Here is a 14,951-nt window from a genome sequence, read left to right as displayed (position 1 = left end):
AGTCAGCTGAACAGCGTGTTGTCCTCGGTCTCGCCCCTACGGGAGGACCTGGAGTTCTCGAGCGGCTCGGCAGCAGCACGTCGCTGGTTCTCCTCCAAGAGCCTGTCAAGCACCTCTATCCGAGCTGCCGGGTCGAGTGTCCACCTCGTCATCTTGCGAAACTCGTGGAAGCCGTGATTCGGCGCCAGATCTGACCAACCGTACGCATCGAGAACGCCAGCATCCAGGTCTTCATGGATGGCTCGAATCTCCGCCACGTCTGCATCGCTGATGTCGAGCATCATCGGATCGTTGACAAGGTTGTAGAGCGACGTCAGTCCGAGGCCCCTTCTCAGCATGATTTCGCGGCGGGTGCGGTCGAGGCGCACGCCCAGCGCATCGAGAGAGGTGCTCGACTTCGGCCGCGGGAAAGTCTCGAAAACATCCGAGGGGGTGTAGCGAGGGTCGTTTCGCATTCCCGAGCCATAGGTGATCGCCCAGAGCTGGTGGAGGCTCGATGACAAGACTGCCTGGGCACTGAAACTGTCTGTAATGAAGACGCCAAGCGCGTGGCTGAAGACCTGAGCTGCTGGCACGCGTACCGGCATCACTGTCTTGCTTACGAGGGCGATTGCTAGCACCTGCGCCTGGTCACTGTAATCGGCAGAGGCGAAGGCGATCAGAGAGTCGCTGAACACCTGGCCCGTCGGCACGCGGACAGGCATGACTGTCTTGCTGACGCGCGTGATCGCGAACGCCTCAGAGAGGTCTGAAATCGCCTTCCGCAGCCCTGGCGCGTTCTCGCCGTATTGCCACCACCTCTCACGCCTGACAGCTCGGTTGTTCTTCATGCGCTCCGGCTTCACGCGTTCGAGCGCCCGTGCGTATGGGATCGGGTATGCAGCAGCGGCCACCTCGCTTCGTTCGTTGAAGTCGATGACCCAGCGGGAGGGCGAGCAGTCCGGGCGGGAGTTGAGGTCCTCCCCGTTGAGGAACGGGAACAGGACCTCAGCGTTGCGGGCATCGGCGGCAATCCACTCTTGCGCCTCAGTCGGGTTCTAGGTCGGTGCCTGTCTCAAGGAGCAAAGTCACACGACGTCGACAAGAGCCGATGGACTGGCCTGATGAACCTCAAACAAGTACGTCGATGTGTCCTCTACGCCCGCCTCAGTGTCACCAAGGAAGAGTCCGTTTCTATTGCGCGGCAGCTTCAGTCATGTCGTCGCTACGCCGAGGCCCGCGGTTGGGAGGTTGTCGGTGAGTTCGTCGATGACGGTGTCTCGGCGACGGCCAACCGTCCAGAGGAGCGTCTCGGATGGAAATCGCTGCTCGCAGCTCGCGACTTCGACGCGGTGATCATCTGGAAAGTTGATCGGCTGGCGCGCCGAGTACTCGACTTCCTCCACGCGGACGAGACGCTCCAGAAACGGGGTGCGGGTCTCGTCGCCGTCGAGGACCCGATCGACATGACCAGCCCACAGGGGCGTGCGTTTGCCGTCATGCTCGCCGTCTTCGGTGAGATGGAGGCCGAGGCCATCCGCGCTCGAGTTCGAGCTGCGCGCGCGCAGATCCTCAAGGACGGACGGTGGCCCGGTGGCGGCATCCCGTATGGGTACCAGTCGATCCCGAATCCCGACGGCCCAGGCCGAGTGTTGTCGAAGGACGTTGAGCGCATCGCTTGGCTCTCGAAGGCTGTCGCCAAGGCGCTTCGAGGCGAGACAGTGAACTCAGTCGCCACGTGGCTCACCGATAGTGGCGCACCGCTACCCTTGCGTCGCATCGAGCGCACATCGGGGAGCAAATCTTGGAACCGTCAGACGATCGATGGTCTGCTGCGCAACCCGGTGCTCGCCGGGATGACGCCGCACAACCCCGGCCGCGCCAAGAGCGCAAAGCGGGTCGACCCGTTCGCGGTACTGCGGGACGAGCACGGCTCCCCGATCATCAACGAGGCGCTCGCCATCATCTCCTATGACGAGTTCGAGACTCTGCAACGACTCCTTGACGCCCGAACCGCGCCACAGGCCCGGAAGCGATCCGAGCGCCGATCGACGAGCGCCTTTCTCGCACGCGTCGCCCGCTGTGATGAGTGCGCCGTTTTCCTCTGCCGCGGCACAAACCAGAAGCGGCCCATCCTCTACTGTCCAAGGTGCCGCCAGACCATTGGCCGCACAGCGCTCGACGCCTACCTGATTGACCGGCTCCTCTCCGAACGTACCGAAGAACTGGTGGGCGATCTCGATGTCGCCGAGGCCTGGGCACGCGCCGGTAGCGATGACAAGGCCCGGCGGGGGGTGCTCGTATCCCAGCTCGACACTCTTGTCATCCGCCGTGGGGTCGTCGGTCGCTACTTCGACGAGGATCGCGTGTTGCTGGCATGGTCATCGACGCACTGACGCTCCCGTGTCCTGCTGATCGACGTCAGTGGCCTGCGGCAGACTGGTTCCATGGCAGAAGGCACGAACGCGCGTACCCCTATGGGCTCGGACTACGTGCTCAATTTCCCGACGGACGGCAGCTCGTTCGATGTGCGCGAGAACCTCGTTGACATCCTGGAACGGGAGTTACTCGGGCCGATCCATGGCGAGGAAGAGTTGCTGCCATTCAGCCCGAAGCAGACGTACCTCGTTGGGCTGGTCGCACCGGTGAAGCTCACGGGCATCGGCTCTTCGGTTCTGGACCAGGACGATGCCGACGACCTCGCGGAGGTGCGTCTCGACGAGAGTGGCGTTACGGAAGGCCGAGGGGTTCCGACGATCGCCGCCGACGAGAGCGAGGCTGACGCCGAAGAGGATGATGTCGAGGACCGTGCGCCTAAACAGGGCTTGATGATCCCTGCTTCGATGGGCTTGCGGTTTCAGGTGCCGAGCGACTTGGCATCGTTCGATGTCTCGGCGTCGTGGGGTACGTACGAGATCGTCGAGACCGATGAGGTGTCCAAGTCCGGCCGCTCGATCCGCAAGTATCAGCGCACGCCGGTCGAGGAGACTCGGACGATCCTGCTCGCGACGCTCACCCCGGGCCGTACGGAGACGGTTGTGCTCCGTGACGCAGTTTGCCTGCGGATCGACCGCTACAACGACGCAGAGTACGGGCGGGTGCTCGTGGAGATTGCGCTGTGTAATGACCGCGAGACTCCGATGCCAATCCCGTCGAACATGTGGATGTTCCAGACGAAGCTCTTCATCGACGCAGGCGGTGACGAGGTGTTCCTGCCTGTGAGAGATGTGATGGAGCAGGAATGGCCTGAGCATGACGACGAGGTGCGTCGTCTCGATCTTCAGTACAAGGATCGGCTGGAGTTCGCGATCGGTCGTACCTGCTCCGCCGATTGGGTCGTGCGCAAGGGCTCGCGCCGCGCTACCGCGGTGTCTACGACCTGGTTGCCCAAGGCTGAGACGCCCCAGACTCGGGCCGGCGAAGTCGAGGGTGCGACCTTGGCAATGAAGGCGCTGGCCTCCGGTACCCCGGACGACCTTCGTGCGGGGCTCGCGCCGCTGGTGGCAGGGTACGGCGCATGGCTTGACCGGCAGGAAGGTGTCGCTGCGCAGCTGCCGGCTCATCTGCGTGAGACCGCCGATGTAGTGCTGTGGGAGGCGCGGCAAGCGCACCAACGTCTCGTCCAGGGTCTGGAGTTTGTCGCGACGGATGCGACCGCACTTCAGTGCTTCCAGTTCATGAATCACGTGATGCGCGATCAGCGTCTTGCCTCGCAGGTCGCCGAGGCTCGCAAGTCCGAGCCTGCACTGTCGATCAAGGATGCGCGGGCGACTTTCGAAACGGCCGAGGCGGATGGGAAGCCGGTCGCCTCCTGGCGTCCGTTCCAGCTTGCATTCATTCTCATGCAACTCGGTGCGCTCGCCGACCCGACCGCGCCACTGCGCAGCGCGGAACATCAGGCACGCGTGGAGTTGCTGTTCTTCCCGACCGGTGGCGGCAAGACCGAGGCATATCTCGGCCTGGCTGCGTACACGTTCGCGATCCGTCGTCGGCAGGCGGTTGTGCAATCGAGTGACGGCCCTCTGAACGGCGGCGACGGGGTCTCGGTGCTGATGCGCTACACGCTGCGCCTCCTGACGGCTCAGCAGTTTCAGCGCGCGACTGCACTCGTCTGCGCCGCCGAACTCGCCCGCCGCGAGGATGAAGCGACCTGGGGGACCGAACCGTTCCGCATCGGCCTCTGGGTCGGCACCGACGTCAGCCCGAAGCGGTTCGAGGAAGCCGACGAACAGCTCAAGAAGGTCAACGACGGTGCGTCGCACCGGCTGACGGTCCTTCAGATTCAGCGATGCCCGTGGTGCGGGACCGAGATCACCCCGGCGAACGTGAAGGGTGACGCCACCAGCCGCCGGGTGTTCGTGCACTGCGGCGACGAGCTGGGCCGGTGCCCGTTCTCCAAGGGAGGCGGCGTTCCCGAGGGACTTCCGGTTCTCACCGTCGACGAGGAGATCTACCGGCTCACTCCGGCGTTTGTCATCGCAACAGTCGACAAGTTCGCCCGGCTCGCACGCGAGGGCGAAGCGGCCTCACTGTTCGGGTACGTCAGCAAGCGCTGCGGGCGACACGGCTACGTCCACCCCGACTACGCCGCCTGTACGGTGCAGTCGCATCCGGCGAATAACGGCCACCCGGCCGCGACCGTGATGCCGGTCAATCGCTTGCGCCCTCCGGACTTGATCATCCAGGATGAGCTACACCTCATCACCGGGGCGCTCGGCACGGCCGTCGGCCTGTTCGAGGTCGCCGTCGAGACGCTGTGCTCGTGGGAGACGCTCGAAGGCAAGACGGTCAAGCCGCTGATCGTCGCCTCGACGGCCACCGTGCGCAACGCGGTCGAGCAGGTGCGGCAGCTCTACGGCCGCAAGGTAGAGATCTTCCCGCCGCAGGTGCTCGACGTGGCGGACACCTTCTTCTCGCGCGAGGTCGAAGTCTCCGAGCAGAACCCCGGCCGTCGTTACGTCGGCGTTAGTGCGCCAGGCGTGCGCTTGTCGAGCGCCGAGATCCGCCTCGCTGAGGTGCTGCTGCTTGCAGGCCAGTTGCTGCTCGACCGCGCTGGCATCGAGGCAGACCCGTACATGACTCTCGTCGGGTACTTCAATGCCACACGGGAACTCGCCGGCATGCGCCGGTACGTGGACGACGACGTGAGCACTCGAGTCGGCAACCCTCGGCGCGACTCCGGCTTCCCGCGCAGGTACGGCACTGCGTTCGGGAGCCTCAACGTCGCCGAGTTGACCTCGCGGATCTCCGGCGCCGACATCGGCAAGACCCTCGACAAGCTCGGGCTCGAGTTCGACCCGAGCTATGACACGACTGCGGCGTTCAAGGCGCGAATCGCGTTGCGCCGGGAAGACAAGGCCGCACCCAAGCGGGACGGGGACGCCCCCTTCGATGTCGTCCTCGCCACGTCGATGCTCCAGGTGGGTGTCGACGTGCAGCGCCTCGGACTCATGCTCGTGGTCGGCCAGCCGAAGAACACCGCTGAGTACATCCAGGCGTCGTCGCGGGTTGGCCGCGACGCGGCACGCCCTGGCCTGGTCGTGTCGCTGGGGAACTGGGCGCGGCCACGCGACCTCGCCCACTTCGAGCAGTTCCGGCACTACCACGACACGTTCTACAAGCAGGTCGAGGCGCTCTCCGTCACGCCGTTCTCACCGACGTCACTCGAGCGCGGCATTGATGGGCTGCTCGTCAGCGCCGCGCGCGTCGCCCAGGCTACAGTCGTGGACGGGCTCTCGCCGGAAAGCGAGGCAGGCAGGATCGCCATGCAGCATCCCGCAGTCGCCGGGATCATTGAGCGTCTCAAAGCACGTATCTCTGCGGCTTCGCGAATAGATGAAGAGGTGAAGACCGCGAGCAACCGACTCGTCAATCGCCTTGATCAATGGTCGAAACGGGCAGCCTTGGCTGTGTCGCAGCACCAGACTCTTGTGTACGAGCGGACTCGAGATGACCCAAAGTACCTGCCGCTCATCGTCAGCCCCGAGAACCACCGCGCCAAAGTCGGCAGCTCCAGCGACGCACCGTTCGTGATCGCGAACTCGATGCGCGAAGTGCAGCCGGAGATCAACATTCTCGTGTCGCCCGTACCGGATCGACTCTTCGCCAGGACTCCCAAGGGTGTAGACAACTGGGCACTGCCCGCCGGGGAGGACGACTGATGACCGACGTCACCACCGCGCCACTGCCCGACAACAACGACGCCCTCGACCCGCTCGGCGATGCCGACGAAGACATCGCGAAGAATCGGGCCAAGGTCGGCTCCGCGCGTCCTTCGTCGCTGCTGTACACGTACGGTCCTGGCGCGATCATGGACCTGCCGAACTTCTCGGTCATGCCCGCCGGACTCGACGACTGGGAGCCGATCTGGAAGCGCCGTGAGATCGTCCCGACGATCCTTGAACCGCGCCTACTCAACGTCGTCCGGCTGCACCTCGGACCGCAGGTCGATGCACTGCGTCCGTTCCCGTGGCAACCGAAGGGGTCGATGTCTACCGAAGGCTCCGACCTCGGCCTGCCCGCGCGTGTGTTCCCGCAGTGGTTCCGCTGCACCGGTTGCGACTACCTCGGTCCGCTCACGCGGTTCACCTATACCAACACGCATCCGTTCCGCCCAGATCTGGCTCAGTTCACTCATAAGCCGTGCCCTGGCCGGGGCGGACGTGGACGACGTGAGGGCAGCCCGGCGGTGCCAGCGCAGCACCTGCTGACCTGCACCAACGGACACCTTGACGAGTTCCCGTACGCGCTGTGGGTGCACAAGGGTGAGAAATGCCCCGTCGCAGAGAACCCCGACCTGAAGATGCGCGACGCCAACGTTGGTAAGAGCGTCGGCTCCACGATCATCTGCCAGTCCTGCAACGCGACCCGTGGCATGGCCGAGGCCCAGGGCGTGAAGGGACGGGAGAAGCTTCCCCAGACCTGCCGCGGCCGCCACCCTCATCTCGGCGCCTTCTTCCCTGGCTGCAAGGCTCAGCCGGCTTTGATCATGATGGGTGCCTCGAACCTTTGGTTCCCTTCGACTCAGAGCATCATTGTTATGCCGCGCTCGGAGGCCGAGCAGAAGGAAGCGCTCGCCGACCAACTTCGCGTCGAGCTCGGCGTCGAGCAGATCCAGCAGTTCGCTGACCAGATCCCGGTCATCCGCGCACTCGCCGGGGCACGCGACATCGACGTGGCCAGCCTCTCTGACGCCGACCTCACTACTGCCGTCGCCGACGTGCTCGCGCCCCCGGAGTCGGAAGAGGCCCGCGAAGAGCGCCGCGCCAGCTGGGACCCGATCGAGCTACTCATCCCCGAATGGCGCTATCTCCAGAAGCCGATTCTGTTCCCCGAACAGCAGAACGACACAGGGCTCATGGTCACGGAGAAGCAGCGCGGTGCTGACCTGCATCCACGCCTCACCCGCGTCGTCGGCGTGGACAGGATGAAGAAGGTGAACGCTGTCCTCGGCTTCACTCGCCTCGACGAGATGGATCGCGTGAATGACGTCGCCTCGCGCCTGGTTGACCTCACCCGGACGGGCAAGCCCGTCTGGGTGCCTGCCACCGAGGATCGAGGAGAAGGGATCTTCCTCCAGCTCGACCTCGATGCTGTCGCGCGGTGGGAGCGAGAGATAGAGGTGTCTCCGTTGTGGGATGCCCACGTCCAAGCACACCGCCGAAATTTCGCCCGTCGCTTCTCCGAGACTGCCGAAGCGGTGGACCCCGATACTCGTATGCCCGCACCGCGTTACTGGCTCGTTCATACGCTGTCCCACATTCTCATCCGGGAGATGGCGATGTACTCCGGCTACGGCGCGGCCAGTCTCACCGAACGCATCTACGCGTGGCGTGATGAGCCCGGGCGCGAGGCTGCGGCGGGGCTGCTCATCTGCACGACAGCGTCCGACAGTGAAGGAACGCTTGGCGGCCTCGTAGCTCTCTCAGAACCGACGAAGCTCCAGAGCATCGTGCTGTCCGGATTGCGTCGGGCCGCGCGATGCTCGTCCGACCCGGTTTGCGCTCAACGCACGCCGTCCGACCCTGAGGACTTCCTTCACGGCGCGGCCTGCCACACCTGCTCCTTCGCTTCGGAGACCTCGTGCGAGAAGGCCAACCGGTTCCTCGACCGTCGGTTCCTCCTCGACCTCCCGACCTCGAGCGGCCCAGCCGTTCCGGGCTTCTTCGGCAGCGTTCATGGCCTCTGACCCGCTTGCGGAACTCGGCAGGTTCCTCACCGCGACCGAAGCGGAGCGGCTCGCAATGCAGTTCGGGACCGGCACGCCCGTCAGCGTCGCCGTACGCGAGATTGCGATCAGTCGTCGCGAGCACGTTAGGGAGCTGCTTGAAGCATCGGAGATCGCTCCCAGCGACCGCGAGCGTGCTGTCAGTGTGCTGCGCGCGATCGCCGGTGCGAAGACCGTCCTACGTGAGCTGACGCCGGTGTGGACGATGCCCGGTAATGAGGCCAACACCGGCCACCTCACCAGCGAGTTCCACCGCATCGTCGGAGCAGCACGGCAGTCGGTGACAGCGGCGACATACAACTTCCAGGACACCTCGCAGATGTGGGCGGCCCTGAAAGCGGCCTCCGATCAGCCCGGCGTTGTGGTCACCGTTTACGTCGACGCCGGGGTCGCCGACGCCGCGACGGTCAAGGTTCAGCTACCGGGAGCGACCGTCTACCGCTCTGCGCTCCTGCCCAATGGCAAGCAGGTAATCAGTCACGCCAAGTTCATCGTGGTCGATCACGAGGTGCTGCTCATCACCAGTGCCAATTTCAGTTTCTCCGCCGAGAATCGCAACATCGAGTTCGGCATCCTCATCCGCGATACCGCCCTTGCTGCATCCGTCGAGACCACCATGAGGAGCAAGCATGGGTCGCTCTACGAGCTGGTTCCTTAGCTCCATCAACTCGACGTGGTCAGTGAGTGTCTCGCCCACGCTAGGGCATTCCGACGGCAACAGTCTGGTGCCCGTTGGAGGACACGCGACAGCGGGGTCGCCTGACAAGTGTGGATAAAAACCACACATAGTTGAGCTTCCTGTGCAAGGATTGTATCCATGAAGGAGTTGGATGAGTCGCTTCCGTCGACGTTCACGACGGAGACCTCGCGGGCGCACGGCGTGCATCCGCGAGACCTGTATGCCTGGCGAGATGGCGGGAGGATCATCGAACTCTCGCGCGGGGTCTTCCGTCGAGCAGACGCGCCCCCGGCGTCTTACCCCGACATGATCGCAGTGGCGCACCGCGCTCCTCGCGCGATCGTGTGCTGTATTTCGGCGGCAGCAATCCACGACCTGACGGATGACATGCCGGCGTTGGTGCAGATCGCGGTTCCCAAACGGTCGCATACGCCGGCGATCACTTACCCGTCTGTGACGGTGTTTCGCTTCGATGAGGCCACGTTCGAACTCGGTGTGACCGCGTTCGAGGCGGGGCCGGGGGAGCCCGTGCGCATCTACGATGCGGCGAGGACGGTGGTGGATCTCATGAGATTTCGGAGACGCCTTGGTGAGCCGATTGCGCATGCCGCGCTTCACCGATATCTGGCAGCACCGAACTCGAAACCGGCACTGCTGCTGGAGTACGCGGAGGCGCTGGGGACGTTCGGGCCGATGCGTGCTGCGCTCGATGTTGCGAGTGCCCGATGAGTCGCCCCACGCGAGAGAGCGCTGCAGGGCGCGCGTACCTCGACCTGCAGAATCAGGCTCGTCGCCAAAAGCGTGGCACGCAGGAGCTGCTCACGATGTACATCGTCGAGCGATGGCTGTCGCGTATGTCGCGCTCACCGTACGCCGAGGACTTCATCCTGAAGGGCGGGATGCTGCTCGCTTCCTTCGGCACCCGCCGCCCCACGGTCGACGCCGACGCCCTCGCTCGTAACATGGCCTCTGATCAAGAGACCGTGGCCCGTCGTGTGGCCGAGATCGCCGCGATCGAAGACCCAGACGACGGCGTGGAGTTCCTGCCCGACACGGTCACCACTGCGGTGATTCGTGATGACGCGCTGTATTCCGGCGTGCGGGTGACGATGACGGCACAGCTCGCAACAGCGCAGGTCAAACTGCGGCTCGACATCAACTTCGGCGACCCCGTCACGCCGGCCCCGCGAACAGTTGAGCTGCCGTCGCTGCGGCCGGACGCTCCGCCGATCCGCATCCTGGGCTACCCGATCGAGACGGTGCTCGCAGAGAAACTCGTCACCGCGATCGAACTGGGACGAGCGAACACGCGCGTGCGTGACTTCGCGGACATCCACCTCTTGACCGGCACACAGGCTCTTCAGTGCGGAGCACTGCGCGAAGCGCTCACGGCCACCGCAGGGTTCCGCGGGACCACGTTGATCCCTCTGGCGCAAGCCGCAGAGGGGCTCGCAGTGCTGCGCAACTCGACCTATGTCGCTTACCGGAAGGGGCTTGGCGAGGCGGGCGCGAATCTGCCCGAGCGGTTCTCCGACGCCGTTGCTGCCGCTGCTGTCTTCGTCGACCCGGTGCTGGACGGGCTCGACGGCAAAGCCATCTGGAGCCCCGCCGAACGGAGCTGGCGCACGGCACCCGTCACGCCGTCCGAGCCGACAGAATCCACTACAGGTACGACCGACCTGTGACGACTTTCTTCGGATCTGGCCCTATCCGATCTGGTGACCAGATTGGTGACCAAAGACCCTCCCGAGTGGCGCGAATCAGCCCGAATCACTGCGTAGCTGTCGGTAGCCCGCGGTAGACTCAACCCCATGAGATCCCTGAAATCACGGGGAACTCCATCGATTCGGGGCTTTGCTCGGACGGGCCAGGCGGCTCTCAGTTGTTCTTGGTTCGAGTCCAGGTACCCCAGCCATATGCTCCTGGCGCGACTTGTAAGGGCCGGGATGATGATCCGTCCGGCGGTGCGGGTTGCGTAGGCGCCAACCCGTAGAGGGGCTCTCCGGATCTGCCCGTCTTGTTCACCGTCAGGGGAGCCCGTCAAGCGGAATGAGTGCACCGGACTATGAGCTCTCGGAGATGAACAGCACCCGATCAGAGCGATAGTGGTCGAAGACCACCTGGATGGGATTCTCGCCGGTGTCGTAATAGACCTGTCGGCGAAACAGCATCGGTGAGCCTGCGGTGACCTTCAGCAACCGGGCCGTGCGAGTATCGGCTACGGTGCTACCGATTACGGAGGCGACGGAGCCCACCTCACGTCCGAAGTAATCCTGCAGCGCATCCTTCATGACCGCGAGACGCGGGTAGTCCACGCTCTCATGCTCCGTCGAGTAATACGCGGATCGGACACCGATGGTGTCGCCGCCCTGGCGGAACAGGTTCTCGACCATGCGCACCGATGTGATTTCCGGTGCGAGCCGCAGACTCTTACGCAGGGAATCCGTCAAGGGGACGATGCGGGATTCGACCACATCCATCACGATGCGCCCCATCGCGATGACGTTGCCCGAGGCATCGTCTGTCGGGATGAGGGAGAACTGGCTGCGCACACGGGTGCCCACGCGTCGGGCGCGCTCGACGATGCCCTCGGCTGCGAGCTGCTGAAGCGCCTCCCGCACGGCGTTGCGGCTCGCGCCGTATTGTCGCGCGAGGTCATCCTCCACGAGAGCGGAGTCAGGGTCGATCAGCCCCGATTCCACATCCGAGAGCACAAGGTCATAGACACGCCGCGACACGGTGTGCGAATCGACTTCACCTCTGTGCTTGTATGCACCTCGGCCGCTCGCACTCAATATCGAGTCTTGATCTGATGTCATATTGCGCCCGAGAAGGTGATGGACCTGTGCGCGTGAGCGCGATAGGCCGGGAAAGACGAGAAGTATCGGATTTGACGTCGATTATATGTCTCTTCGATCCGGCCCCGGCGCTCATCCACGTGGCGTAACCCCTGGAATCAGTGGCGCAATCCGGCTCTACAGCGGCGTATCTTCGGCGAAACCTTGATGGCCTTCACTGATGGTGGTGCGCGGAACGCAGAGTGCGAGCCGTGGCGAGACCAGAGACCAACAGGAGTTCGCGTGGAGAAGATCATCTGCACATACCGGCTGCGCCCGGACGTCACGCTCGAGCAGTACTCGGCGTATTCGAAGGAGATCGACCAGCGCATCACGAACGGCGAGACGCCCGTGATCCGCTTCGAGGTCTATGCGGTCGAGGAGACAGTCGACGGCGAGTATTTCTGCGACATCGTCGAGGACATCGAGGTCACCGACTTCGCCGCCTGGCAGGAGGCTCTCGCGGGGGAGAACATGTCCTATCCCGTCAAGGTGCTCTTCGAGCGTTACATCGTGCCGGAATCACTGGTGACACTACGTACCAGCCGTATTCGACCCGCGGTGGCATCAGGGGAGCGCCCGCCCTTGCCGGCAGATGCCCCTGAGGCTCGCCCGGGTCGCCCGTGAGCCGCACGAGCGTCGAGACACGAGAGGACCACGCAACGATGAAGGTGGTAGCAGTCGTCGGGAACCCGAAGCCCGCCTCCCGCACGCGGGATGCTGCGGTGCGGTTGATCCATGAACTCGGATACTCCGATCCGGAGGTCATTGAGGTGGCCGAACTCGGCCCTGGTCTGCTCGGGTGGGGGGACGAGAACGTCGCGACGGCAAAGCGTGCGACGCAGGACGCGGATCTCGTCGTGTTCGCGTCTCCCACCTTCAAAGCCACCTACACCGGATTGTTGAAGACGTTCATCGACCAGTTCGAGACGAAGGCAGGCCTCGAAGGGGTCGTTGCCGTGCCGCTCATGCTCGGCGCCGGGCTTGCGCACGCCCAGGCTCCAGAGATGTTGCTGAAGCCGGTCTTGGTCGAGATCGGAGCAACCTGCCCGACGAGCGGGCTGTATCAGCTCGATTCGTCCTACCGAGACGATCCAGGCGCGACCGCGTGGGTGCAGCGATGGAAGAAGACGATCGATGCGTTGGTGACCCTATGAACGGCATGATTGACGAAAGGACCCGAGACATGATTCTGGAGCCCGTGGACGCAGCTGCGCTGCGCGGAGTGTTTTCGGAGTTTCCCTCCGGAGTCGCCGCACTCGCGGCGGTCGCCGATGGAAGCCCGGAGATCCTCATCGCATCGTCGTTCCAAGTGGGGATCAGCCTCGATCCGCCGATGGTGCTGTTCGCCGTCCAGCGAAGCTCGACGACGTGGCCGGTGCTGAGTCGCGCCTCACGTATCGGCGTGTCGATCCTGTCGTCCGGGCATGCGGGGATCGTGCGTCAGCTGGCCGGTCGTGACAAGGCGGCGCGTTTCGACAACGTCGGCACGACAGTGACGGAGAGCGGGGCGCTCCTGCTCGACGAGGCCAGCGTGTGGCTCGAGTGCGAAGTCACTCATGACTACGACGCCGGAGACCATCGTCTGATCGTCTTCACCGTCGGATCCGTGGCTCGCTCAGGTTCTGACCCTTTGGTGTTCCACCGCTCGGGCTTCCACCGCGCGACTCCGCTGACCGCAGCCTGACGGCTCCTCGCGCCGAGGCGCGAGTTCGACAAGTATTCCCAGCTCACCCGTAAGAGAGGTATTCCGTGTTCAAGCTCGGTTGGTTCGTGAATGGCTTCAGTCCCAAGACGTGGCATGGCCCGTGGGCGGGGTCGCAGACGACGGAGTGGTCCGGTCCCGATTTCTGGATCGATCACGCTCGAGCATTGGAACGCGGCGGATTCGACGTCTTCTTCATGGAAGACACCGCGATGCTCGACGACACCTACGGAGGATCGTTGGAGACGACTCTGAAGTTCGCTGAGATGGGGCCGAAGAACGACCCCATGCCGCTCATGCCGCTCCTCGCACGCGCGACATCCCACCTCGGACTCGTCTCGACGATCTCGACGATTCAGTACCACCCGTATATGGCTGCACGCCTCGGCGCCACGCTCGACCATCTCACGCAGGGCCGGATCGGTCTCAACGTCGTCACGAGCGTGAGCCATCGTGTCGCCCAGAACTATGGATACGACGCGCATCTGCCGCATGCGGAACGGTACGCGATGGCTGAGGAGTGGATGGACGCGGTGTCGGCGCTCTGGGACTCGTGGGAGCCGGGAGCGCTCGTCCTCGACGAAGACGAGCCGCGATTCGCAGACCACACCAAGGTGCACCCCGTGAACTTCGAGGGCAGGTACTTCAAGACCCGAGGACCGCTCAACACCGTGCCCGGACCACAGCACCGCCCCGTCATCGCCCAGGCGGGCGGGTCGAATCCCGGTCGGGACTTGGCTGCGCGTAGCGCTGACGTCATGCTGGGTTTGGTCAACAGCCCCGAGGAGATGATCGTATTCCGCGAAGACATGGATCGTCGGTTGATCTCCTACGGGCGCTCGCCCGAAGACCTGCACATCTTCTTCATGTGCCACGCGTACATCGGAGAGACGGACTCGGACGCCCGCGAGCGCTATGACCGCATCCAGCGGCGACGATTCGAGCCGGACGAGATCGTCAAGCGTCTGTGGACGATGTCGTATGCCTCAGGAGGGGAGATCGACTACTCGACGTTCGACCTGCACGCTCCCGTTCCGACCAAGATCGGCAACGGAGAGACCACCACCTTGAAGGCCTTGGTCGAGCAGAAGGACAAGACGCTCTATGACGTCGTAACAGGACCGGCACGCTTCGGCTTCGACTTCATCGGCACTGCGGATGCCATAGCTGAGCAGATGAACGATGTCATGTCGATGACGGGACGGCCGGATGGGTTTCTGATCCAGGGCATAGAGGACGAATTGACCCGCCGCAGCATGGCCGAGATCGCCGACGGATTGAGCCCTGTCCTGAAGAAGCGCGGATACATCCGCAAAGGCTTCTCCGGGAAGACGTTCCGAGAGAACCTCTCCCTCTTCGATTGACACGCCAAGCGTGGTCGGGATGTGACCAGCGGGGGAGACAGCTTCGGGTCGCATATCCTGCTAACGACGGGCCGCGGCCAGGCGTGGTGACGATGAGCCCGGATCAGGAGAGGCTGGAGAGTGGCTACAGGTAAGCCAGGCGATCGATACTCCGTTCAGG

Annotated in this window: 12 protein-coding genes; 10 read left to right on the top strand and 2 right to left on the bottom strand. The window is 64.0% G+C overall.

The genetic code is table 11. The features are described 5' to 3' along the window. Positions 1-2 precede the first annotated feature (2 nt). A complete protein-coding gene (locus tag ACYVGQ_RS11025; RefSeq protein ID WP_460784660.1) occupies positions 3-893 on the bottom strand; it encodes a hypothetical protein in 891 nt (296 codons plus the stop codon). Between the two features lie 210 nt (positions 894-1,103). On the opposite strand from ACYVGQ_RS11025, the gene ACYVGQ_RS11020 reads away from it, so the two are divergent. From ACYVGQ_RS11020 to ACYVGQ_RS10995, 6 genes are all read left to right on the top strand, one after another. Then, positions 1,104-2,375, top strand: coding sequence for a recombinase family protein (locus ACYVGQ_RS11020; RefSeq protein ID WP_460784659.1), 1,272 nt, complete (start codon positions 1,104-1,106; stop codon positions 2,373-2,375). 51 nt (positions 2,376-2,426) lie between these two features. Then, positions 2,427-6,140 carry a DISARM system helicase DrmA gene (gene drmA, locus ACYVGQ_RS11015; protein ID WP_460784658.1) on the top strand — a complete coding sequence of 1,238 codons (3,714 nt, stop codon included), beginning with the start codon at positions 2,427-2,429 and terminating at the stop codon, positions 6,138-6,140. Continuing rightward, positions 6,140-8,167 carry a DrmB family protein gene (gene drmB, locus ACYVGQ_RS11010; protein ID WP_460784657.1) on the top strand — a complete coding sequence of 676 codons (2,028 nt, stop codon included), beginning with the start codon at positions 6,140-6,142 and terminating at the stop codon, positions 8,165-8,167. Before drmA ends, drmB begins: the two co-directional genes overlap by 1 nt. Continuing rightward, positions 8,157-8,864, top strand: a complete 708-nt coding sequence (gene drmC / locus ACYVGQ_RS11005) for a DISARM system phospholipase D-like protein DrmC (RefSeq protein ID WP_460784656.1) — start codon at positions 8,157-8,159, stop codon at positions 8,862-8,864. The genes drmB and drmC overlap by 11 nt, the downstream gene beginning before the upstream one ends. A gap of 159 nt (positions 8,865-9,023) precedes the next feature. Beyond that, entirely contained in the window at positions 9,024-9,614 is a 591-nt protein-coding gene (locus ACYVGQ_RS11000) for a type IV toxin-antitoxin system AbiEi family antitoxin domain-containing protein (protein WP_460784655.1), read from the top strand. A 95-nt stretch (positions 9,615-9,709) separates the two neighbouring features. Further along, complete coding sequence (locus tag ACYVGQ_RS10995; protein ID WP_460784654.1) at positions 9,710-10,570, top strand: nucleotidyl transferase AbiEii/AbiGii toxin family protein; 861 nt, start codon at positions 9,710-9,712, stop codon at positions 10,568-10,570. A gap of 378 nt (positions 10,571-10,948) precedes the next feature. On the opposite strand, the gene ACYVGQ_RS10990 is transcribed toward ACYVGQ_RS10995, so the two are convergent. Continuing rightward, positions 10,949-11,623: a GntR family transcriptional regulator gene (locus tag ACYVGQ_RS10990; RefSeq protein WP_460784653.1), complete on the bottom strand. Its 675-nt coding sequence runs from the start codon at positions 11,621-11,623 to the stop codon at positions 10,949-10,951. A gap of 342 nt (positions 11,624-11,965) precedes the next feature. Here ACYVGQ_RS10990 and ACYVGQ_RS10985 point away from each other — a divergent pair, with 342 nt between their 5' ends. The 4 genes from ACYVGQ_RS10985 to ACYVGQ_RS10970 all read left to right on the top strand — a co-directional run bounded on the left by ACYVGQ_RS10985 (position 11,966) and on the right by ACYVGQ_RS10970 (position 14,791). Further along, entirely contained in the window at positions 11,966-12,349 is a 384-nt protein-coding gene (locus ACYVGQ_RS10985; RefSeq protein ID WP_460784652.1) for a hypothetical protein, read from the top strand. A 38-nt stretch (positions 12,350-12,387) separates the two neighbouring features. Next, positions 12,388-12,879, top strand: a complete 492-nt coding sequence (locus ACYVGQ_RS10980; RefSeq protein ID WP_460784651.1) for an NADPH-dependent FMN reductase — start codon at positions 12,388-12,390, stop codon at positions 12,877-12,879. Continuing rightward, positions 12,843-13,409 (top strand): flavin reductase family protein, encoded by a 567-nt coding sequence (locus tag ACYVGQ_RS10975; protein ID WP_460784650.1) that lies wholly within the window; start codon positions 12,843-12,845, stop codon positions 13,407-13,409. The genes ACYVGQ_RS10980 and ACYVGQ_RS10975 overlap by 37 nt, the downstream gene beginning before the upstream one ends. Positions 13,410-13,495: 86 nt before the next feature. After that, positions 13,496-14,791: an NtaA/DmoA family FMN-dependent monooxygenase gene (locus ACYVGQ_RS10970; RefSeq protein ID WP_460784649.1), complete on the top strand. Its 1,296-nt coding sequence runs from the start codon at positions 13,496-13,498 to the stop codon at positions 14,789-14,791. Positions 14,792-14,951: the final 160 nt, after the last annotated feature.

The organism is Microbacterium tumbae, from assembly GCF_054780175.1.
This window is presented reverse-complemented; position numbering and strand designations above follow the sequence as displayed.

What these genes read in the sequence shown, in the direction of transcription:
- drmB (WP_460784657.1), top strand. Translation starts at nt 6,140, where the DNA reads ATGACCGACGTCACCACCGCGCCACTGCCCGACAACAACGACGCCCTC.
- ACYVGQ_RS11020 (WP_460784659.1), top strand. Translation starts at nt 1,104, where the DNA reads ATGAACCTCAAACAAGTACGTCGATGTGTCCTCTACGCCCGCCTCAGT.
- ACYVGQ_RS10980 (WP_460784651.1), top strand. Translation starts at nt 12,388, where the DNA reads ATGAAGGTGGTAGCAGTCGTCGGGAACCCGAAGCCCGCCTCCCGCACG.
- drmA (WP_460784658.1), top strand. Translation starts at nt 2,427, where the DNA reads ATGGCAGAAGGCACGAACGCGCGTACCCCTATGGGCTCGGACTACGTG.
- drmC (WP_460784656.1), top strand. Translation starts at nt 8,157, where the DNA reads ATGGCCTCTGACCCGCTTGCGGAACTCGGCAGGTTCCTCACCGCGACC.
- ACYVGQ_RS10975 (WP_460784650.1), top strand. Translation starts at nt 12,843, where the DNA reads ATGGAAGAAGACGATCGATGCGTTGGTGACCCTATGAACGGCATGATT.
- ACYVGQ_RS11000 (WP_460784655.1), top strand. Translation starts at nt 9,024, where the DNA reads ATGAAGGAGTTGGATGAGTCGCTTCCGTCGACGTTCACGACGGAGACC.
- ACYVGQ_RS10995 (WP_460784654.1), top strand. Translation starts at nt 9,710, where the DNA reads ATGTACATCGTCGAGCGATGGCTGTCGCGTATGTCGCGCTCACCGTAC.